This is a genomic window from Amorphus suaedae (assembly GCF_053629675.1).
Map to the genome: position 1 here is coordinate 1,256,535 of NZ_JBRJIT010000001.1, position 21,589 is coordinate 1,278,123.

Here is a 21,589-nt window from a genome sequence, read left to right on the forward strand (position 1 = left end):
GCATGATCCCAGCTCCATTCACCTATCACCGACCCACGTCGGTGGACGACGCGGTCGGCCTGCTCGCCTCGCTGGGCGAGGATGTCGAAATCGTCGCCGGCGGTCACAGCCTCATCCCGATGATGAAGCTCAGGCTGGCGGCGCCCGAACACCTGGTCGACATCGGCGGCCTGCCGGAGATGAAGGGCGTCCGCCGCGAGGGCGACCGCATCGTCATCGGCCCGCTCACCACCCAGCACGAGCTGATCGGCTCCGACGAGATCGCCCGCACCCTGCCGGTGCTGATCGAGGCGGCGCGGCTGATCGCCGATCCGCAGATCCGCTACCGCGGCACCGTGGGCGGCAACGTCGCCAACGGCGACCCCGGCAACGACATGCCGGCGCTGATGATGATGCTGGACGCGACCTACAGCCTTCAGGGACCGGACGGTGCCCGCGAGTGCCAGGCGAACGGCTTCTACCAGAGCGCCTACTTCACCTCGCGCGAGCCCGGCGAGATCCTGACGGCGATCTCCATCCCGGTGCCGCCGGAGGGCAACGGAGCGGCCTACGAGAAGCTGAAGCGGAAGGTCGGCGACTACGCCACCGCCGCCGCCGGCGTGATGCTGACCATGTCGGGGGGCACGGTGGCCACCTGCCGCATCGGCCTCACCAATCTCGGCGACACGCCGCTTCTGGCCGAGGACGCGGCCAACGCCGTCATTGGAACCAGCCTCGATGCGGCGGCCCTCGACGCGGCCGCGAAGGCGGCCGAGGCGATCATGCAGCCCGCCGCCGACAGCCGCGGGCCGGTCGAATACCGCAAGCACGTCGGCGGCATCATGGTGAAGCGGGCCCTCGCGCGCGCCGCCGAACGCGCACGCTGAGGAGATCGAACATGGCAAAGACACACGTCACCATGCAGGTGAACGGCACCGAGGTCGAAGGCCTCGTCGAGCCGCGCACGCTGCTCGTCCACTTCCTGCGCGAGAACCTGGCGCTCACCGGCACCCACATCGGCTGCGAGACCACCCATTGCGGGGCCTGCACCATCGACATCGACGGCATGTCGGTGAAGAGCTGCACCATGTTCGCGGTGCAGGCCGAGGGCGCCGAGATCACCACCATCGAGGGGATCGCCAACGCCGACGGCACCCTCTCCGCCCTCCAGGAGGGCTTCCGGATGATGCACGGCCTCCAGTGCGGCTTCTGCACGCCGGGCATGATCGTCCGCGCCCACCGCCTGCTGCAGGAGAACCCGTCGCCCAGCGAGGAGGAGATCCGCATGGGGATCTCCGGCAACCTCTGCCGCTGCACCGGCTACCAGAACATCGTGCGGGCCATCCAGTACGCCGCCGCGAAGCTGAACGGCACGGAATTCCAGGAGGCCGCCGAATGAACGACATGGCTCCCACACGGGAACAGCGCGAAGCCGCCCTCGAAGGCATGGGCTGCAAGCGCAAGCGCGTCGAGGACGTCCGCTTCACGCAGGGGCGCGGCAACTACGTCGACGACGTGAAGCTGGCGGGCATGCTGCACGGCGATTTCGTGCGCTCGCCGCACGCCCACGCGCGGATCAAGTCGATCAACACCGAGGCGGCGCTGAAGGTGCCGGGCGTGCTCGCGGTGCTCACCGCCGAGGACCTGAAGGGCGTCAACCTCGCCTGGATGCCGACGCTCGCCGGCGACGTGCAGATGGTGCTCGCCGACGGCAAGGTGCTGTTCCAGAACCAGGAAGTGGCCTTCGTCGTCGGCACCGACCGCTACGCCACCGAGGACGGCGTGGCCGCGGTCGAGGTGGACTACGAGGACCTGCCGGCGCTCGTCGATCCCTTCAAGGCGATGGATGCCGACGCGCCGGTGCTGCGCGAGGACCTGGAGGGCAAGACCGAGGGCGCCCACGGGCCGCGCAAGCACCACAACCACATCTTCGAGTGGACGGTGGGCGACCGGGACCTGACCAACGCGGCCTTCGACAAGGCCGAGGTGACGGTGAAGGAGATGATCTCCTATCACCGCACCCATCCCTCGCCGCTCGAGACCTGCCAGTGCGTCTGCTCGTTCGACAAGATCAAGGGCGAGCTGACCATCTGGGGGACCTTCCAGGCCCCCCACGTGATCCGCACCGTGGTGGCGCTGATCTCGCAGATCCCGGAGCACAAGATCCACGTGATCGCGCCGGACATCGGCGGCGGCTTCGGCAACAAGGTCGGCGCCTATCCGGGCTACATCTGCGCGGCGGTCGCCTCCATCGTCACCGGCAAGCCGGTGAAATGGGTGGAGGACCGCATCGAGAACCTGACCTCGACCTCGTTCGCCCGCGACTACCACATGACCACGGAGATCGCGGCGACGGCGGAAGGCAAGGTGACCGGCCTGCGCGTCCACGTGCTGGCCGACCACGGCGCCTTCGACGCCTGCGCCGACCCGTCCAAGTGGCCGGCCGGCTTCTTCAACATCGTCACCGGGTCCTACGACTTCCCCGTGGCGCACCTGGCCGTCGACGGCGTCTACACCAACAAGGCGCCCGGCGGGGTGGCCTATCGCTGCTCGTTCCGAGTGACCGAGGCGGCCTACTGCATCGAGCGCGGAATGGACATCCTGGCCCAGAAGCTGGGGATGGATCCGGCGGAACTCCGGATCAAGAACTTCATCCGCGCCGAGCAGTTCCCGTACCACTCGGCACTCGGCTGGGAGTACGATTCCGGCGACTATCACACCGCCATGCGCCAGGCGATGGAGACGGTCGACTACGCGGGGCTCCGCCGCGAACAGGCGGAGAAGCGCGAGGCCTTCAAGCGCGGCGAGACGCGCGAGATCATGGGCGTCGGGCTGTCCTTCTTCACCGAGATCGTCGGGGCCGGGCCGTCGAAGAACTGCGACATCCTGGGGATCGCGATGTTCGATTCCTGCGAGATCCGCCTGCACCCGACCGGCGCCGGCATCGCCCGCATGGGCACCAAGAGCCAGGGCCAGGGGCACGAGACCACCTACGCCCAGATTATCGCCACCGAGATCGGCATCCCCGCCGACAACATCATGGTGGAGGAAGGCAACACCGACACCGCGCCCTACGGTCTCGGCACCTACGGCTCGCGTTCGACCCCGGTTGCGGGCGCGGCGATCGCCATGGCGGCGCGCAAGATCAAGGCGAAGGCCCAGATGATCGCCGCCTATCACCTGGAGGTCCACGAGGACGACCTGGAGTGGGACATCGACGGCTTCCGGGTGAAGGGGCTGCCGGAGAAGTTCAAGTCGATGAAGGACATCTGCTGGGCGGCCTACAACTCGGTGCCGCCGGGCATGGAGCCGGGCCTGGAGGCGGTCTCCTACTACGACCCGCCGAACATGACCTACCCGTTCGGCGCCTACGTCTGCGTCATGGACATCGACGTCGACACCGGCGTCTACAAGGTCCGCCGCTTCTACGCCCTCGACGACTGCGGCACCCGCATCAACCCGATGATCATCGAGGGGCAGGTGCACGGCGGCCTGACGGAGGCCTTCGCCATCGCGATGGGTCAGGAGATCCGCTACGACGAGACCGGCAACGTGGTGACCGGGTCGTTCATGGACTTCTTCATGCCGACGGCGGTGGAGACCCCGCACTGGGAGACCGACTTCACCGTCACCCCCTCCCCGCACCACCCGATCGGGGCGAAGGGGGTCGGCGAGAGCCCGAACGTCGGCGGCGTGCCGGCCTTCTCCAACGCCGTCAACGACGCCTTCGCGTTCCTCGGATCGACCCACATCCAGATGCCCCACGACTACTGGCGCAACTGGAAGGCGGCCAGGGACCTGGGCGCCCTCGGCTAGCGCGGATCGCCGGATCCGCCGCGTCCCCCGCGGCCCGTGTCGCGGGGGAGACGGCGCCCGGCCCGGCTCCAGGGTCAGCAGGTTTTGCATGACATGACCGCCCTCACCCGCACCGACATCGCCACCCGCCTCGCCGACAGCGGCTACATCGCCGATGCGGAGCTCGCGACGGCGCTGTCGCTGATGCAGCTCCTGCGCCGGCCGCTGCTGCTGGAGGGCGAGGCCGGCGTCGGCAAGACCGAGGTCGCCAAGGCGCTGGCGGCAGTGCACGACACCGAGCTCATCCGCCTGCAGTGCTACGAGGGCCTCGACCAGGCCGGCGCGCTCTACGAGTGGAACTACCAGCGCCAGCTTTTGGCGATCCAGGCCAGCCAGGGCATGGTGGCCGACATCGAGGACCACATATTCTCCGAGAAGTACCTGCTCGAGCGGCCGCTGCTGGCGGCGATCCGCCGCGCGACGCCACCCGTGCTGCTGATCGACGAGATCGACCGTGCCGACGAGGAGTTCGAGGCGTTCCTGCTGGAGCTGCTCTCCGACTTCCAGGTCTCCATCCCGGAACTGGGCACCATCACCGCGATCTCCATCCCCCACGTGGTGCTGACCTCCAACGGCACCCGGGAGCTGTCGGACGCGCTGCGGCGGCGCTGCCTCTACCACTACGTCGACTTCCCCGACGTCGACCGCGAGGCGCGCATCATCCTCGCCCGCCTGCCGGAGGCCGGCGCGACGCTGTCGCTGCAGATCGCCCGGATGGTCGAGGCGATCCGCAAGGAGGACCTGCAGAAGGTGCCGGGCGTCGCCGAAACGCTGGACTGGACCGCGGCGCTGCTCGGGCTCGACGTGAGCGACCTGCGCGACCAGCCGGAGGTCGTCCACGAGACGCTGATGTGCCTCCTGAAGACGCGGGAGGACCGCGCCCGGGTGACCCGCGAGGTGTCGGCACGGCTTTTGGGCAAGGTCGCATGAGCTGCTGCGGCGCCCCCCTCTCCCCGGACGATGCCGACGCGGTCTCCCGCCTCGTCGCCGGCCGGCTGGCGGCGTTCCTGAAGACGCTGAGGGACAGCGGTTTCGCCGTCGGGCTGGCGGAGGGACGGGACGCGGCGCGGCTGGTGGAGGCGGGCCACGCCGCGCGGCCGGCGACGCTGCGTTCGGCGCTCAAGCACCTGGTCTCCAGCCGGCGCCAGGACTGGGACGCCTTCGACGGCATCTTCGACGCGTTCTTCCTGGGCAAGCGGGTGCGCTCGCGCTCCATCGCCGCCGGCTCGACGAGCCGGCCCAACAGCCCGTCGCTGAAGAGCCTGATGGACGCACCCAGGGGCGGCGACGCCGTCGCCGACCAGGTGCCCTCGGGCGACGCGCCGGACGGGGCCGGCACCGGCGAAGGGCGGATGGAGGGGGCCTCAGGCGCCGAGGAGCTGGCCCAGACGGACCTGCGCAAGATCGACGATCCCGACCAGATGGCCGCCGCCCACGCCACCGCCGAGCGGCTCGCCCGCGCCATGCGGACCCGGATGACGCGCCGCGACCTGGCCCGCCGACGGGGCTACCGGCTGGATCTCCGCCGCACCATCCATCGCAACATCAGCCACGGCGGGGTGCCGCTGACGCTGGTGCGCCGCCAGCGCAAGCAGAAGCCGCTGCGGCTGGTGGTGCTGCTCGACGCGTCGGGATCGATGTCCATGTACACCAGCGTGTTCCTGCGCTTCGTGCACGGCATCCTGGGCGCCTTCGACGACGCCGAGGCGTTCCTGTTCCACACCCGGCTCGCCCACATGTCGGACGCCATGCGGGAGCGCGACGCCGGCCGCGCCCTCGACCGGCTGTCGATGATGGCGCAGGGGGTGGGCGGCGGCACGCGGATCGGCGACTGCCTGGCCGACTTCAACCGCCACCACGCGGCCCGCGTCCTGCACTCGCGCACCTGCGTGATGATCCTGTCGGACGGCTACGAGACCGGCGACGCGGCGAAGCTCGGCCGCGAGATGGCGGCGCTCGGCCGCCGCTGCCGGCGGATCGTCTGGCTGAACCCGATGATCGGCTGGGAGGGCTACGCCCCCGAGGCGGCCGGCATCCAGGCGGCGCTGCCGCACGTCGATCTCTACGCGCCGGCCCACACGCTTTCGAGCCTGGCCGCGCTCGAACCCTATCTCGCCCGGCTGTGAGGTCTCCCCGATGACCGTTCAACCCGACATCATGGACATCGTCTCCCGCCTCAAGTCGGCGGACGAGGCGTTCGTGCTGGCGACCGTCGTGCGCACCGTCTCGGTGACCGCGGCGAAGGCCGGCGCCAAGGCGGTCATCCGCGCCGACGGCAGCATCGCGGGCGGCTGGATCGGCGGCGGCTGCGCCCGCGGCGCGGTGCTGAAGGCGGCGCGCGACGCGCTCGCCGACGGCGAGTCCCGCCTCGTGTCGGTGCAGCCGGAGAACCTGCTGTCGGAACTCGGCGTTGCCCCCGGCGCGGCGCGCGACGGGGTGCGCTACGCCAGCAACATGTGCCCGAGCCAGGGGACCATGGACATCTTCGTGGAGGCGGTGCTGCCGCGCCCGTCGCTGGTGGTGCTCGGCGGCAGCCCGATCGCCGCGGCGCTGTGCGAACTCGCCCGGCCGCTCGGCTACCACGTGACGCTCGCCTGCCCGCCGGGCGACCGGCCGTCGGGCGCCGAGGCCGACGCGCTGCGCGACGGCTTCGACATCGCCCCGTCCAACGCGCGGCGCTTCGTCGTCGTCTCGACCCAGGGCAAGGGCGACGAGGCGGCGCTCGCCGCCGCCATCGCCTGCCCGGCCGCCTACCACGCCTTCGTCGGCAGCCGGCGCAAGATGGCCGCGCTCACCGACAAGCTGCTCGCCAAGGGCGCCGACGCGGCGGCGCTCGCCCGGGTGAAGGCGCCGGCGGGGCTCGACCTCGGCGCCATCACGCCGGAGGAAATCGCGCTGTCGATCCTGGCCGAGATCACCGCCGAACGCCGGCGCGGCCAGCGGGAGACGCCGGCCGGGGGCTAGGCGGGTTCGCGGCGGGGGAAGGCCTGCGGGCGGACGCGGGCGCTCAGGATCCGTCCGGCCCGGTCTCGACCGTCAGCGTCATGAAGCTCTCCGGCGGGGTCCAGGTGCCCGGCTCGTGGCGGTTCGCCCACCGGCAGATGGCCTGGAGGACCGGGATCAGCCCGCGCCCCTTGTCGGTCAGCGCGTAGGCGTAGCGCTTCGGGCGCTCCTGGTAGAGCGTGCGGGTGATCAGCCCCATCTCCTCCATCCGCCCCAGCCGGTCGGCGAGGATGTTGGTGGTGATCCGCTCCGGCGACTGCAGGAACTCCGAGTAGCGCGACTTGCCGGTGAGCATGTCGCGGACCAGCACCAGCGACCACCGGTCCCCGACGATGTCGAGGGTGGTGGCAATCGGGCACGGCGATCGGAACTCGGGCTTCATGGCGACTGACTTACTTTTGAATTGCAAGTAACAAGTCTACACGCGTAGACTGCTCCGATCGAGGTGCAGGCGCCCGAAATCGTGACGGGCGCGATGGCGGGGGAGACACAGACCATGGAATCCGTCGACCTGACCGGCGGCTGCCTGTGCGGGGCGGTCCGGTTTCGCTGCTCGGCACAGCCCGAGATCGTCGGCGACTGCTTCTGCATCGATTGCCGCAAATCCAGCGGCACGGCCCACTGCACCCATGTGATGGTCTCCGCCGACGCCCTGGAGGTGTCGGGCGACGTGACATTCTACGAACGCGCGGCCGACAGCGGCAACATGGTGCGCCGCGGCTTCTGCGGCACCTGCGGCAGCCCGCTCTACTCGACGAACGCCGGCATTCCGCACCTGGCCTTCCTCCGCGCCTCCGCCCTCGACGACCCGGACCTCGTCGCGCCGCAGATGACCGTCTACGCGAGCCGGGCGCCGGGCTGGGCGCATGTCGACCGCTCGCGGCCGGTGTTCGACACCATGCCGGAAGCGCCGCCCGCGGCGTTCGCGCAAGCGACCTGACGCGGCGGCGGGAGGCCGGGGCGGCCGGGCCGCCCCTCCCCTTCGGCCGAGAACGCCGTCAGGCGGCGATGCTTTCCTCGGAACGGGCACGCGCCTCCAGGTGGCGGCCGAGGCGATAGGAGAGCGCCATGATCGACAGCGTCAGGTGCTTGTCGGGCAGGTTGGGAATGACGCCGCCGTCGCAGACGTAGAGGTTGTCGAGGCCGTGGCAGCGCAGGTCGCGGTCGACGACGCCGGTCGACGGATCGTCGGAGATCGCCGTGGTGCCGGCGTAGTGGATGCCGGTGCCGTTGTTGTCGGTGCTCTCGTAGATCTTCGTGGCCGTCGCCCGGCGCAGGATCTTCCGCCCCCACTTCAGCATGGACTCCATCTGGAGCCTCGCCGCCGGCGGCGTGGTGAAGTCCACCGCCACCTGCGGCACGCCGTCGGAATCGGTGGTGGTGCCTGGCCGCACGCGGTTCTCCGGCCGCGCCTCGCCGGCGCAGAACAGCCCGAGCGTGACGTAGGAATGGAACATGATCCGCGCGAGGCGGGTCTTCACCTGCGGCGGGAAGCCGGAGAAGCCCGACAGGTAGTGAGGCACGTCGGGCAGGCCGTGGATGGCGTGGCCGATGAACGGGAAGCTGGACCCGTCGGGCAGCTTGCCCTGCGACATCAGGATCAGCAGGTCGCCATAGCCGATGTCGTAGTCGCGCTTCTTGCCCCACAGCCGCAGCAGCGAGGTCGACAGCACCGCCTTCGGATTGTCCTGCAGCCCCTGCCCCACCCGGTCGTGGCGGTTGGCGAGGCCCGCCGGATCCGCCTCGTCGGCGGAGTTGAACAGGATGCGCGGCGTCTCGATGGCGCCGGCCGCGAGCACCACGAACCGGGCCGACAGCGTCCGGCGCTCGCCGGTCTCGGTGTCGATGTACTCCACGCCGGACACGCGGTCTGCGCCCTCGTCGCGGAGCACGCGGGTCACCTTGGCGTTGGTGCGGAGCTCGTAGTTGTCCAGCCCGGCGATCTCCGGGAGCAGGCGGGCGGAGAACTTGTAGACGGCGCCGACCGGGCAGCCGGAGGTGCAGATGCCGGTGGAGATGCAGGAGCTGGCAAGGCCGGGGGTGGTGATGATGGCCTTGCGGTTGGGGATCGCGTGGGAGAACGGCTCGTTGAGCGCGTTGACCGCCGACACGATGATCTTGTCGGCCGGCCGCAGCGGCTTCGGCGGAATGAACTCGCCGTCGGGGAGCTCCGGGATGCCCTCCTTCGTGCCGCAGACGGTGATCAGCTTCTCCACCGCCGAATAGTCGTCGGCAAGCGTGTCGTAGCCGAACGGCCAGCCGGCGAAATCGTCCTTCGAGAACCGCACGCTCACGCCGTTCCAGAGGTTCTGGAGGCCGTTGAGCTTGAGGATCTGGAAGTGCCGGAAGCCGCCCGCCGGCCGGGTGGTGGCGCCGTGGACGCCGTCGGCGAACAGCGGGTGCACGAACAGGCTGTCGTGCGGGTCCGCCGGCCAGACCGTGGACGGTCCGATGCCGAAGTCGAGCTTGGCGCCGGGGGGCGCGGTCTTGGTGAAATAGTCGTCGGGCAGGGTCCCGCCCTGCTCCAGCGAGACGACGTTGAGCCCCGCCTTCGCGAGCTTGTGGGCGATGATGCCGCCACCGGCGCCCGTTCCGACGATGACGACGTCGCAGTGTTCGGCTCTAGCGGCCATCGGACGATCCTCCCTGGGAACCTTCTCCGACGGAATCGAGGAAGCTCGGCGATGCGAAGTAGATGTATTCGAGGAACGAGAGGAGCGTCGCGCGCTCCGGGCCGAGATCGCGCCTGGCGATCACCCGGGTGGCGGCGAAGTTGCTCCGTTCCGCCACCGCCGCAAGCGCGCTGCGGATCTGGTTGTTGGCCAGGGCGATCCGGGTGATGTCCGGCAGCATCGGCGTCAGGGTGCGGCGGTAGGGAGAGAAGGCGACGATCGCGGCGATCATCGCCGCGCCGTCCTCGTTGGTCAGCTTCACGCTCATGGCCGCACTCCGCCCGCCGCCGCGGCGGCACCTGGCGTGCCCGCCAGCGCCTTGCCGAGGTCACGGAAGGGACGGCCGGAGCGCAGGTGACGCTCGATGTCCTCTAGCAGGATGCCGTTGGTTTCCGGCACGTAGCGGAACGTGAACAGGATCCCGAAGGCACAGACCAGCGCGTAGATCGCGAACACCGCGCCGAGCCCGATGTCGGCAACCAGGATCGGGAACGAGAACACGACCAGGAAATTGAAGCCCCAGTTGGTGACGGAGGCGACGCTCATGCCGCGGCCGCGGACATTGAGCGGGAAGACCTCCGACATCATCACCCACGGAAGCGGGCCGATGCTGGCGGCGAACGCGCCGATGTAGACGACGAGGCCCACGAACGCGACGACATCCATCGACTGGACGTCGGTGGCGGCGCCGATGGCGATCATGCCGAGGGCGAGCGCCGCGAACAGGAAGCCGCCGAGCAGCAGCTTGCGCCGGCCGATCCGGTCGATCAGCGCCATGCCGACGAGGGTCATCAGGACGTTGACGATGCCCACGCCGACGGTCGCGAGGATCTGGGTGGAGGCGTCGGTGAAGCCGGCCTCCTGGAACACCACCGGGGCGTAGTAGATGACCGCGTTGATGCCGCTGAGCTGCTGCAGGAAGAAGAGGCCGATGCCCACCACCAGGGCCGGACGCGCCACCGGGCCGAACAGTTCGGCCCAGCCGCGGTGGCCCTTGTCGGCTTCCGCCGTCTCCGAGATCTCCTCAAGCTCCTGCTCGATGCGCGGATCGCCGGGCGAGATGCCGCGCAGGCTCGCGATCGCGGTGCGCGCCTCGGCGGGCTTGCCGCGGATCGCCAGGAAGCGCGGCGTCTCGCGCAGCATGAACATGCCGGCGAACAGCGCCACGCCGGGGATGATGCCGATCGCGAACATGATCCGCCAGGATTCGTCGAAGGCGTAGCCGACCAGATAGGCGCCGAGGATGCCGAGCGTGATCGCCAGCTGGTAGATGGAGACGAGCATGCCGCGCTTTTCCGCCGGCGCGCTCTCGGAGATGTAGAGCGGCGCGACCAGGCCGGCGATGCCGATGGCGAAGCCCAGCAGCAGCCGGGCGAAGGTCAGCATCAGGGCACCGAGCGACAGCGACGCGCAGAGCGCGCCGATGGCGAACAGCACCGCCGCGAACAGCAGCATCGGCCGGCGCCCGAACTTCTCGACCGCGCGGCCCGCGGCCAGCGCGCCGAACAGCGCCCCGAACGGGACCGCCGCGGTCATCAACCCTTCCTGGGTCGAGGTGATGTGGAACTGCGCCCTCAGGAGGTGGAGAGCGCCCGCAATGACCCCCTCATCGAAACCGAACAGGAATCCGGCAATGCCCGCTACCGCGGCAACGAAGTAGATCATCAGCAAGTCCCCCCGACATCACGTATTCTAAAGCAATTGCCGCCCGGACCGAAACGGTCCGAACGGGCCATGCTCAGGCTTCCTGTCCCGGCACGTCCGACCGGCCGGGCGCTGGCGCCCGGCTGGCGGCGGCCCTAGCGCAGAAGTGCGTCCGCGACCTTGCGAATGGCCACGATGATGTCCCGCTCGTCCTGCTCGCTCAGCGTCGACGCGACCGTCAGGATCGCACCGCGATGATGCAGGTCGTCGCAGACCGGCAGCGCACCGAACGCATAGGAATAGTCGCTGGCGAAGGCGTTGGCCGGATGCGTCCACGGGAACCCGTCGCGCGAGTTGGACCGCTTCTGCACCAGGCTCGGGATGTTGGAGTACCAGTGCAGCCCCCACTCCCGCATCGTCAGGCAGGCGAGGCTGCCCGACGGCCCCGCGATCCCCTCGGCGCGCACCGCCGCGACGAAGTTGTCGGCCGTCTTCGCGTCCGGCAGCATCATCAGGATGAACGGCCCGGTGTCGCCCGACGGATCGGGCACCTTGCGGAAGTCCAGCCCCTTGATGTCGGCCAGCGCGTCGCGGATGCGCCACTTGGAGGAGCGCATGGCGCCGGTGATGGCCGGAAGCTTGCGCATCTGGGCGAGCGCCATGGCGCCCGCCAGCTCCGACATGCGCGCCCCGACGCCCCAGAGCTGGCACGCCTCGTCGGAGGTATCGAGCCGGCCGGCCGGGGTGCGGGCATAGCCCAGGTCGTGCAGGGCCACGATGCGCCGGAACAGGGCATCGTCCTCACAGACCATCAGGCCGCCGTCGCCGGAGGTCATGTTCTTGTTGAGCTGGAAGCTGAAGATCGCGATGTCGCCGAAGCGTCCGACCGACTTGCCGCCGGCCCGCGCGCCCGCCGCCTGGGCGCAGTCCTCGACGAGGCCGAGGCCGTGCTTGCGGCAGATCGCGGCGATCTCCTCGATGCGGCCCGGCGCGCCGCTCATGTGGACGCAGAGCACCGCCCGGGTGTGCTTGCCGATCTTGCGCTCCAGGTCGGCCGGATCGATGCAGAAGGTCTCATCGATATCCACCAGCCGCGGGATCGCGCCGGAGCGCACCACCGCCGACACGCAGCTGACCCAGAGATAGCCGGGCACCAGCACCTCGTCGCCCGGACCGACGTCGAGCGCCGCCATGGCGATCGACAGCGCCGCTGTTCCGGAGGAGACGCCGAGGGCGTGCTTGTGGCCGAAGGTTTCGCACCACTCCTTTTCGAGCGTGTCGACCATGTGCTGAGGATCGGGGCCGTAGAAGCGGAACGGGCTTCTTGCGCGCACCACCCGCGAGACGAGCTCCAGCTCTTCCTCGCCGATATAGTGCGCACCCGGAAGTTCCCAGGGCAGAGGGGCAGTCCGAACGGGAACCCCTCCTTCGATTGCAAGCCTGTTAGCGCGCGTATGCTGCGCCGATTCTTCGGACACGCTCACAGCGACCTCCCCCCAACCATCAGAACAACCGAAAATGACTACTTATATTATCGCGGCAATGATGTATTTTGCGCCTCCCGCATTGGGAGACACTACACATTCGCGCGGGCGATACGTATAGCTCACTCCCGCTACTTTTGGAATTCAATGGAAAGCGACCGCTTCTGATGCTGGGCTCGGCACTTCTCCTCTCCGCCGCCATGGTCGCAGTCTCCGGTCTTCTGTTCGGCTACAGCACCGCAGCCATCGCCGGAGCGCTGCAGCAGATCGAAGCGCATCTCTCGCTCAGCCTCATCGAGGAACAGCTTCTGGTGGCGTCGGTGCCGGCCGCCTGCTTCATCGGCGCGATCGCCGCCGGACCGGCCACCGCGCGCACCGGCCGGCGCACGACGCTGATCGCCGCGTTCTGCCTGGCGGTCGTCGGAAACATCATTTCGCTCACCGCGCCCGGCTACGGCCTGCTCGTCGCCGCGCGGATGCTGGTCGGGCTCGCCGTCGGGCTGTCGTCGATGATCGCGCCAATGTACGGCGCGGAGATCACCCCCGCCCGCTGGCGCGGCACGGTGGTCGCCTCGTTCCAGCTCGCGGTGACGGCGGGCATCCTGCTCGCCTACGCCACGCCGCTTCTGCTGCCCGGCGAACAGTCGTGGTCGCTGATCCTCGGGCTCGGCATCCTGCCGTCGCTGTTCGGCGTGCTGATCGTCTACTGCCTGCCGGAGAGCCCGCGCTGGCTCCTGGGCAAGGACCGAAACGCCGACGCGCAGACCGCCGCCGGACGGCTCGGCCTCGGCAGCGACCTCACCGACATGATGCCAGCCGCCCACGACGGGCCGCCGGCGCGGATCTGGGCGACCATCCGGCGCGGCAGCACGATGTCGGTGCTTGTGCTGTGCAGCGTGCTGTTCATCCTGCAGAACCTGAGCGGGATCGACGGCATCCTCTACTACGCCCCGCGCATCTTCGAGCAGCTCGGCTTCGAGGCCGGCATGTCGGCGCTGGCGGCGACGTTCGGGCTCGGCGTGCTGAACTTCCTGGCGACGGTGGCGGCGCTCTGGCTCGTCGACCGCGCCGGCCGGCGGCCGCTGATGATCGTCGGCAGCGCCGTGATGGTGCTGGGCCTTGCCGCCGTGGTCGCGTCGTCGAACTTCGGGCTGCCGCTGCTCGGCCTGATCGGGCTCGGCATCTACATCGTGGCGTTCGCGCTGAGCCTCGGGCCCCTGCCCTACGTGCTGATGTCGGAGCTGTTCCCGTCGACCATCCGCGAGGCCGGCATCGCCACCGCCTCGGCCATGAGCTGGCTGTTCAACATGCTGGTGGCGTTCACGTTCCTGTCGCTGGTCGAGGCGCTCGGGCTGTCCGCCGTGATCCTGCTGTTCCTGTCCATGTGCGTGATCGCGCTGGTGGTCGGCCTGCTGCTGGTGCCGGAGACCAAGAACCGTCCGCTGGAGGCGATCGAGAAGGACGTGCTGGGCGGCGTGCCGCTCAGGCGGGTGGGCACGGTCGCGCCCCGCGCCGCGCGCTAGACGGCGGCTTGCCGAGCCGTTGCCGACCGAACGGGCGGTGCCGCCCGACGGCAAGCCGCGTCAGCTGATCTCGGCGAACGCATCGTCCTGGGAGACCTTGAGGCGGTCGAAGGCGAGCCCCAGCAGGGCCACCGTCTCGGGGTCGACCTCGTAGAGTTCCGGCGACTTCGACGGAAGGCGCAGCAGATCGAGCAGCACCTCGGTGGCGCGCGTGCGCTGCGGCGACGGCAGATAGCCGAGGTTGGCGATCTCCGCCTCCAGCGCCTCGACGGTGGCGTCCAGGTAGTCGACGGCGTGCTGCGGCTCGCTGGAGGCCGAGCGGTCGCGGACCAACACCATCCGCCCGGTGATCGCGCGCGTGTTGGGATCGTGCAGCGCGCAGCCGGCCAGGATGCCCCCGACGATGTTGGCGGGAGGCGACGGCACCTGCAGCGCGAGGAAGTAGAGCCGGCGGCTGTAGGTGCACTGGAGCACCGACTGGGCGGCGCGGCCGTCGCCGGAGACGAGCCCGGTCATCGCCACGCGCTTGCCGAACAGATACTCGTTGTAGCGGGCCTCCAGGGCCCCGTCCTGGGCCGGCGAGATGTCCATGCTGCCGAGGATCAGCCGGCCCGCCTCGCCGCGCGACCAGGCGAACGAGACCGCCAGGTAGCGCCCGCACAGGACGTGGCTCGACTGCCAGACGAGGGGCACCAGCGCGCCGACCTGGTCGTCCGCGCCGGCCGGATCGACGGCGGGGGGCGTGGCGAGCTTGGCCAGCGCCGCCTCGGGCACCCGGTGGCACCGCTGCACGTGGGCGGCGAACTCCTCGAAACTCGAGGCGGCGACGAAGGCGCCGGTGAAGTCGGCGCCCAGCACGCGCGCCCAGTCGTCGTAGACGCTGGCGAGCCGCGGCGTCGCCTTGCCGCGCATCCACTTGTAGGCGTTCTGGGCGGTGAAGGCGGTGTTGGGATTGACGGCGGCGAACCGCGCGCAGAGCTCCTTGCTCGTCGGGCAGCCCAGGGCGATCGTCGTGAGCTGGAGCTTCCTGGACAGCTCGCTCCGCTCGGCGCCGCCCGAATACGCACCCCCTCCAATGTCGTCGCTTCGCGGCTCCATCGGCTGCCTGTATCCTTCATTTGTCCGGCACGCACCACGCAATCAGCGGCCGTTGCCCGTCTTCCCCAGTGTGTCATATCACACTCGGCGCCCCAGCATGAACCGGACAACGGCGGCGGGGATCCGCCGGCCGGTTACCAACATATCCGGCACCCTGCGGCCCCGCGGCGCGGGCGGGGCCGTCCCCGCCCCCCTCATCCGGCGCCGCATTTCCGGACAAATCGACAGAATCACGTCCGGTTGTCTGGACATTTCGCCGCGTCTGTCGGACATGTTCGGACGACGGTCCGCCATCCGCTCCCGCGCGGGAGCCCGCGGCCGCGCTATCAGCCACCATCGAGGGACGGGAAAGCGGATGCACGACCAACGAGAGACGCTCGCCGCCGAGGCCTATCTCCGGGCCATGAAGCGCTTCGGGGTCGACGCGCTCTACTCCGTGTCCGGGACCGACTTCCCGTCGATCGTCGAGGCCTACGGCCGCGCCGGCGGCGACTTCTCCGCCCTGCCGCGCCCGCTGATCTGCCCGCACGAGAACCTCGCGGTCGCCATGGCGCACGGCCACGCGCTGGTCACCGGCCGCGCCCAGGCGGCGATGGTGCACGTGTCCGTCGGGACGGCGAACATGGTGTGCGGGGCGATGAACGCGGCGCGCGACAACATCCCGATCCTGCTGTCGGCCGGCCGCACCCCCGTCACCGAGGAAGGCCCGCACGGCACCCGCAGCCGCTTCATCCACTGGGCGCAGGAGATGTTCGACCAGGCCGGCGTGCTGCGCGAGGCGGTGAAGTGGGACTACGAGATCCGCAATGGCGAGCAGGTGGAGGACGGGCTGGCGCGGGCGCTGGAGGTGGCGATGGCGCCGCCGGCCGGACCGGTCTACCTGTCGCTGCCGCGCGAGATGCTGGCGGAGACCGTGCGGTCCGAGCGGCCGGACCGGCGCCCGACGCCGGCCGCGCCCCAGGCGCCAGACGCCAACGCCATCGACCGGCTCGCCGCGCGCATCCGCGCCGCCGAGGCGCCGGTGATCGTCACCGCCAACGCCGGCCGCGACCACGCCGCGGTCGGGCTGCTCGCGACGCTCGCGGAGCGCTGGGCGGTGGCGGTGATCGAGTTCAATCCGCGGGTGGTCAACCTGCCGGCCGACCATCCGATGCATCTGGGTTACGAGACCGGCACCGCGCTCGGCGACGCCGACCTGATCGTCGCGCTTTCGGTCGACGTGCCGTGGGTGCCGTCGGTGACCCGGCCGCGGCCGACCGCGGCGATGGTGGAGATCGGCGTCGATCCGCTCCACACGCGCTATCCGATGCGCAGCTTCCAGGCCGAGGAGGCGATCACGGCGGCGCCGGCGAGCGCGCTCGCGGCGCTCCTGGAGGCGCTCGGCCCGGTCGGCGACGCCGCGCCCCGCGTCGAGGCGCGCCGGCGCCGGCTCGCCGGCGAACACGCCCGCCGCCACGGCGCCATCGCGGCGGAGGCCGAGGGCGACCGGATGACGGCGGCGAGCGCCAGCCGGGCGCTGGCGGCGCTGCTGCCGGGCGCGTCGACCATCGTCAACGAGTACTCCTTCCGCATGCCCCAGGGCCGCTTCACCCGCCCCGGCGCGTTCTACGGCGCGAGCCCGGCGGGCGGGCTCGGCTGGGGCTTCGGCGCCGCGCTCGGCATCCGCAACGCGGCGCCTCAGGGGCCGGTCGTCGCCATGCTCGGCGACGGGGCCTACATGTTCAACAACCCGTCCGCCTGCCACTGGGCGGCCGAGGCCCACGGCCTGCCGATCCTGACGGTGATCTTCAACAACCGCCGCTGGGGCGCGGTGCGCAACTCGACGCTCGCCATGTACGCGCAGGGCGCATCGGCGGCCGACGACGGCATGTTCATGGCAGACCTGTCGCCGTCGGTCGACCACGTAGGGCTGGCGCGCGCCCACGGCGCCCACGCCGAGGCGACCGGCGACCTTTCCGCGCTGCCGGGCCTGGTCGAGCGGGCGCTGACGGCGGTCGACGGCGGCCAGCAGGCGCTGATCGCCCTCGACCTGCCGGAGTAGGCCGGCGGACGCCCGAAACGGGACAAGCCGCGCGGACCCGGGTCCGCGCGGCTCGACTGACGGTCGTTCGATCGATCGCGGGCGGCGCAGCCCGCCAAGCCGCAGGGCGGCTCAGGCCTCTTCGCCGACGGGGGCCGGAACGCGCTGGCGGCAGTGCCAGACGATCGCCGCGAGCCCGGCCGCGGCCGAGGCCCAGGTGGCCACCACCAGCCACTCCACCCCGCCGGTCGGCAGGATGCAGACGAGGCCGAGGCCGCCGGCCAGGAGCCGCTCGGCGGGGCCGATGCGGCGGACGCCGTAGCCCAGCATCGCCGCCGTCACCAGCGGCACCGCGATCAGCGCGAACATCACCGCCTCGACCACCTGGAAGGCGCTTCCCTGCATGAGCAGGCCCGGGTGGTAGACGAACGCGAACGGCAGGATGAAGGCGATCCAGCCGAACCGCACGCACTCCATCGCCGTCGCCATGGGCTTCGATCCGGACATGGAGGCGGCGGCGAAGGCGGCCAGCGCCACCGGCGGCGAGATCATCGACAAGAGGCCGAAATAGAAGACGAAGAAGTGGGCCTCGAGCTGGCCGATGCCGAGCTGGACCAGCGGCGGGGCGGCCAGCGTCGCCAGCAGCAGGTAGACGCCGGTGGTCGGCAGGCCCATGCCCAGAATGATAGAGACGACTGCGGTGAGGATCAGCAGTAGCAGCAGCGAATCCTTGCCGAGCTCCAGCAGCACGAAGGAGAGGCCGAACGACAGCCCGGAACTCGACATGAGGCCGATGATCATGCCCGCGACGGCGCAAATCAACAGGATCTCGGCGGAGTCGCGGCCGGCCTTGTAGACCGCCTCGATCATCTCGCCCGGCGTGACCCGGTGCGGGCCACCGAGGTTCAGGAGCCCGATGACGATCAGCGCGACCGATGACCAGACCACCGCCCCTTCGGCCGACACGTCGAAGGCGAACAGGCCGACCAGCAGCGTCAGCATCGGCACCACGACGACCACGGCATGGCGGCCGATGACCGCGAGCGGCTTCGGCGGCTCCTGGTCGCCGGCGCCGAGATTGTGCTTCTCGGCCAGCACGCTGATCTGCAGGTAGACGGAATAGAAGTAGAGCAGCGCCGGGATCACCGCCGCGATGACGATCTCCCGGTAGGGCAGCCGCAGGTATTCGGCCATCAGGAACGCGGCGGCGCCCATGACGGGCGGCAGGATCTGGCCGCCGGTGGAGGCAACCGCCTCGATCGCCGCCGCCGTCTGGGGCCGGAAGCCGGCGCGCTTCATGGCGGGAATGGTGATCACCCCCGTCGACATGACGTTGGAGACGGCGCTGCCGGAGATCGACCCCATGAACGCCGAGGCGATGACGGCCATCTTGGCGGTGGCGCCGCGGCGCTCGCCGGCCAGCACCCGGGCCGCGTCGGTGAGCACGCCGGCGCCGCCGGTGACCACCAGCAGGCGTCCGAAGATGATGAACATGATGACCACGAACGCGGCCACCTGCAGCGCCGATCCGAGCGTCGCGGCGCTGTCGACGCCGATGAAACGGACGATCTCGTCGAAGGCGATGGGCTTGCCCTGCAGCTGGCCCGGCACGAGGTCGGAGAACAGCGCGTAGAGCACCAGCAGGCCGAGGATCATGACCAGGCTGAGGGCGCCCAGCCGCCGCAGGCCCTCGATGGAGACCACCGCGATGCCCGCCCCGAGGGCGAGCGATTCCTCGGGATGGAAGAACGAGCCCTCGGAGAGGACCGGGAAGCGCAGCAGGATGTGGATCCCGACCCACAGGCTGACGGCGGCGAGCAGCAGGTCGATGACCAGCCGCAGGCCACGCGCCTCAAGGATGTCGCGGAGATAGACCGATGCCGCGGCGAGGCCGAGCATCAGTCCCGCGACCTGCTCGGGATAGAGAAGCAGCCCGGCGCGGAGCGGCAGGTTGAGTGCCCACGCGACGGGGAGAAGGGCGACCGTGAGGCAAAGCGCCCACTGGATGGCGTTAATGGCGGTCTTGCTCATGGTCGCCCGTTCCGATCAACGCAGGCCGAGTTCCTGGCACGCCGCCAGCGCGCCCGGGTGGTACTCCATCTCCAGCTTCGCGCAGATCTCCTGCTTGTCGAAGCCGGCCCAGATGGGGCTCGATTCCTTCAGTTCCTCGGCGTTGTTGTAGATCGACTTGACCACGCTCCCGACGGTCGCGTCGTCGACGTCCTTGTTGGCCCACAGGAGGTAGTTGTAGGCGAACACCGTGGCGCCCTCGTCGAGGCCCGGCAGCGTGTCGCTGGCGTCGACCTTGTAGAGGAAGATGCCGGGCATCAGCTTCTTCATGCCGGCGAGGTTCTCCTCGGTGAACGAGAGGAACTTGATGTCGCCCAGCGACGCCTCGAGGTCGAAGGTCGGGCGCGCGCCGAGCGCCGAGATCGAGATCACCGTCTGGCCCTGCTTCAGCGCCTCGTACATGCGCGGGAAGTTGGCGACCGGAACCTCGACGACATCGTCATAGGTGAGCCCGCCGGCGCCGAGGCCGAGCCGGATCACGTAATCGCCAAGCGAGTTGTCGGGGAAGCGCGGCACGCCCTTGCCCTTGAGGTCGGCGAAGCTGTTGATGCCGGAGTCCTCCGTCACCACCAGGCCGGCGACGAAGGGAAACAGCGACGAGACCATGCGCAGGTTGGCGCTGGGCTCGCGGGACATGCCGGTGCCCTCGATCGCGTACCAGGTCTGCGGGTAGTTCGCGACGCCGAACTCCAGCTTCCCGGCGTTGACCAGCGGGATGTACTGGGAGGTGTTGGCGGCGATCTGCGGGCGCATCTGCACCTCGCCGTCCGACGAGACGACGTTGGCGATGGCGGTGGCGAGCTGGTTGGTGGCACCGCCCTGGGTGGTGCCGATCCCCACGGTCTGCGCGGATGCGGCGCTCAGGGACACGGCCGTGACGACGGCGGCAAGGGCGAAGGACTTCAGCATGGGACATTCCTCTCGTGGACCGGGTCCGTCGGGCGCGGGTCAGAGCCGCGTGCGACGGGCGGGGTGAAACGAAGGGCCGGCCACCGGCCGGCCCCGGTGTCTACTCGCAGGGGTCCGCCGGGACCTCGTCGAACTTGGTCCACGCCCCGTCCTTGATCTCGATGATGTAGCCGGGCAGCTGCGCGTCGTGGCCCTTGAAGCAGATGTCGTCGCCGATGATGCCGGTGAAGACGATGCCGTCCATGGCGTCCACGATGGCCTGCCGCTCCTCGTCGAGCTTCGCCGGATCGCCGGTGACGTCGGCGGCTTCCATCGCCTGCTTCAGGAGGAACAGGATGTCGTAGGCCTGGGCGTCGGAGTGGTGGGCGCCGAGCTTGTGGATGCCCCGCGTCTCCGCCTCCTTGACGAACTTCTCGTTGAACGCGGCCGACTGCTCCGTCCGCCCCTTCCAGAAGCCGGCGACCAGCAGCGTGCCGTCGCCTTCCGGCCCGAACAGCTCCACGACGTTCGGATCGGCGAAGATCTGCGAGCCGATGATGCGGCCCTCGTAGCCCTGACGCCGCAGTTCCTTGATGACCTTGGAGGCCTGGTCCGGCAGGCCGGCGATGGCGACGAGGTCGGGGTTCTCCTGGACGATCTGCGCCGCCTGGGCGGACATGTCGAAGCTCTTGAACTGGACCGGGATCGGGTCGCCGACCTTGATGCCCGCCTTTTCCAGCAGCGCCGGATAGAGCTTGGTGCCGGCGATGTTGGAGACGACGTCGTCGGAGATGTAGACGATCTCGGCCGTCTCGGCCTTGATGCCGTCGGTCTTGATGGTGTCGAGCAGGCGGCCGAACTGGACCGCCTCGTCCTCCGACAGCCGGTAGACGTAGGTCTTGCCGTCGACCAGCCCCGGCGCCGAGGACGACGTCGGCAGCATCAAGGTCTTCAGGCGTTCCGCGTCGTTCAGCGCCACGCGGGTCTCGCTCGACGAGAACGGGCCGACGATCGCCAGCACGTCGTCATCCTGGATGAGCTTGCGGGCGCCCACCGACGCCTGCTTGGGATCGGAGCCGGTGTCGAAGCGGACGATCTCGATGGGCTTGCCGTTGATGCCGCCGGACGCGTTGATCTCCTCCACCGCGATGTCGACGGCGACCACGGTCGGCTCCGCCGCGCTCTTCAGCGGTCCGGCGGTGGCGACGATGTTGCCGATCTTGATGGTGTCCTGGGCGGCGCCCGGCGTGAGCGACGCGGCGAGACCGAAGGCGGCCGCCACCCCTGTCAGTACGAGACGTGATCCAAACGTGTTCATTCCGCGCTCCCCTTCTTCGCTGCGGGCAGTTTTCC

Annotated in this window: 18 protein-coding genes; 9 read left to right on the forward strand and 9 right to left on the reverse strand. The window is 69.9% G+C overall.

The annotated features are described in order from the left end of the window. Positions 1-2 precede the first annotated feature (2 nt). The 6 genes from AB7M35_RS05625 to AB7M35_RS05650 all read left to right on the forward strand — a co-directional run bounded on the left by AB7M35_RS05625 (position 3) and on the right by AB7M35_RS05650 (position 6,798). Positions 3-866: an FAD binding domain-containing protein gene (locus AB7M35_RS05625; RefSeq protein WP_453957933.1), complete on the forward strand. Its 864-nt coding sequence runs from the start codon at positions 3-5 to the stop codon at positions 864-866. 11 nt (positions 867-877) lie between these two features. After that, entirely contained in the window at positions 878-1,378 is a 501-nt protein-coding gene (locus tag AB7M35_RS05630) for a (2Fe-2S)-binding protein (RefSeq protein WP_453957935.1), read from the forward strand. After that, positions 1,375-3,795, forward strand: coding sequence for an aerobic carbon-monoxide dehydrogenase large subunit (locus AB7M35_RS05635; RefSeq protein ID WP_453957936.1), 2,421 nt, complete (start codon positions 1,375-1,377; stop codon positions 3,793-3,795). The genes AB7M35_RS05630 and AB7M35_RS05635 overlap by 4 nt, the downstream gene beginning before the upstream one ends. Positions 3,796-3,888: 93 nt before the next feature. After that, positions 3,889-4,764 carry an AAA family ATPase gene (locus AB7M35_RS05640; RefSeq protein ID WP_453957938.1) on the forward strand — a complete coding sequence of 292 codons (876 nt, stop codon included), beginning with the start codon at positions 3,889-3,891 and terminating at the stop codon, positions 4,762-4,764. Then, positions 4,761-5,960, forward strand: coding sequence for a vWA domain-containing protein (locus AB7M35_RS05645; RefSeq protein WP_453957939.1), 1,200 nt, complete (start codon positions 4,761-4,763; stop codon positions 5,958-5,960). Before AB7M35_RS05640 ends, AB7M35_RS05645 begins: the two co-directional genes overlap by 4 nt. A gap of 10 nt (positions 5,961-5,970) precedes the next feature. Further along, a complete protein-coding gene (locus AB7M35_RS05650) occupies positions 5,971-6,798 on the forward strand; it encodes an XdhC family protein (RefSeq protein WP_453957941.1) in 828 nt (275 codons plus the stop codon). Positions 6,799-6,841: 43 nt separating this feature from the next. Here the strand turns inward: AB7M35_RS05650 and AB7M35_RS05655 are convergent, their stop codons facing one another. Then, positions 6,842-7,219, reverse strand: coding sequence for a winged helix-turn-helix transcriptional regulator (locus AB7M35_RS05655; RefSeq protein WP_453957942.1), 378 nt, complete (start codon positions 7,217-7,219; stop codon positions 6,842-6,844). 114 nt (positions 7,220-7,333) lie between these two features. On the opposite strand from AB7M35_RS05655, the gene AB7M35_RS05660 reads away from it, so the two are divergent. Continuing rightward, on the forward strand, positions 7,334-7,777 hold the full coding sequence (locus AB7M35_RS05660) for a GFA family protein (RefSeq protein WP_453957944.1): 444 nt from the start codon (positions 7,334-7,336) through the stop codon (positions 7,775-7,777). A gap of 58 nt (positions 7,778-7,835) precedes the next feature. On the opposite strand, the gene AB7M35_RS05665 is transcribed toward AB7M35_RS05660, so the two are convergent. The 4 genes from AB7M35_RS05665 to AB7M35_RS05680 form a co-directional block, all read right to left on the reverse strand. Continuing rightward, positions 7,836-9,470, reverse strand: a complete 1,635-nt coding sequence (locus tag AB7M35_RS05665) for a GMC oxidoreductase (protein ID WP_453957946.1) — start codon at positions 9,468-9,470, stop codon at positions 7,836-7,838. After that, positions 9,460-9,777 (reverse strand): hypothetical protein, encoded by a 318-nt coding sequence (locus AB7M35_RS05670; RefSeq protein WP_453957948.1) that lies wholly within the window; start codon positions 9,775-9,777, stop codon positions 9,460-9,462. Before AB7M35_RS05670 ends, AB7M35_RS05665 begins: the two co-directional genes overlap by 11 nt. After that, positions 9,774-11,174, reverse strand: a complete 1,401-nt coding sequence (locus AB7M35_RS05675) for a sugar porter family MFS transporter (protein WP_453957950.1) — start codon at positions 11,172-11,174, stop codon at positions 9,774-9,776. The genes AB7M35_RS05670 and AB7M35_RS05675 overlap by 4 nt, the downstream gene beginning before the upstream one ends. 134 nt (positions 11,175-11,308) lie before the next feature. Beyond that, positions 11,309-12,490 carry a DegT/DnrJ/EryC1/StrS family aminotransferase gene (locus tag AB7M35_RS05680; protein ID WP_453957951.1) on the reverse strand — a complete coding sequence of 394 codons (1,182 nt, stop codon included), beginning with the start codon at positions 12,488-12,490 and terminating at the stop codon, positions 11,309-11,311. A 314-nt stretch (positions 12,491-12,804) separates the two neighbouring features. Between AB7M35_RS05680 and AB7M35_RS05685 the strand changes: the two genes are divergently transcribed. After that, a complete protein-coding gene (locus AB7M35_RS05685; protein WP_453957953.1) occupies positions 12,805-14,160 on the forward strand; it encodes a sugar porter family MFS transporter in 1,356 nt (451 codons plus the stop codon). A gap of 60 nt (positions 14,161-14,220) precedes the next feature. Here the strand turns inward: AB7M35_RS05685 and AB7M35_RS05690 are convergent, their stop codons facing one another. Next, the gene (locus AB7M35_RS05690) at positions 14,221-15,258 is read right to left on the reverse strand and encodes a hypothetical protein (RefSeq protein WP_453957955.1); all 1,038 of its coding nucleotides are present in this window, start codon (positions 15,256-15,258) and stop codon (positions 14,221-14,223) included. 355 nt (positions 15,259-15,613) lie between these two features. On the opposite strand from AB7M35_RS05690, the gene AB7M35_RS05695 reads away from it, so the two are divergent. Next, complete coding sequence (locus AB7M35_RS05695; RefSeq protein WP_453957956.1) at positions 15,614-17,299, forward strand: thiamine pyrophosphate-requiring protein; 1,686 nt, start codon at positions 15,614-15,616, stop codon at positions 17,297-17,299. A 111-nt stretch (positions 17,300-17,410) separates the two neighbouring features. On the opposite strand, the gene AB7M35_RS05700 is transcribed toward AB7M35_RS05695, so the two are convergent. The 3 genes from AB7M35_RS05700 to AB7M35_RS05710 all read right to left on the reverse strand — a co-directional run bounded on the left by AB7M35_RS05700 (position 17,411) and on the right by AB7M35_RS05710 (position 21,554). Continuing rightward, a complete protein-coding gene (locus AB7M35_RS05700; protein ID WP_453957958.1) occupies positions 17,411-19,309 on the reverse strand; it encodes a TRAP transporter permease in 1,899 nt (632 codons plus the stop codon). A gap of 15 nt (positions 19,310-19,324) precedes the next feature. Further along, positions 19,325-20,257 carry a TAXI family TRAP transporter solute-binding subunit gene (locus tag AB7M35_RS05705; RefSeq protein WP_453957960.1) on the reverse strand — a complete coding sequence of 311 codons (933 nt, stop codon included), beginning with the start codon at positions 20,255-20,257 and terminating at the stop codon, positions 19,325-19,327. Positions 20,258-20,357: 100 nt separating this feature from the next. Then, the gene (locus AB7M35_RS05710) at positions 20,358-21,554 is read right to left on the reverse strand and encodes an ABC transporter substrate-binding protein (RefSeq protein WP_453957962.1); all 1,197 of its coding nucleotides are present in this window, start codon (positions 21,552-21,554) and stop codon (positions 20,358-20,360) included. Between the last annotated feature and the right edge of the window lie 35 nt (positions 21,555-21,589).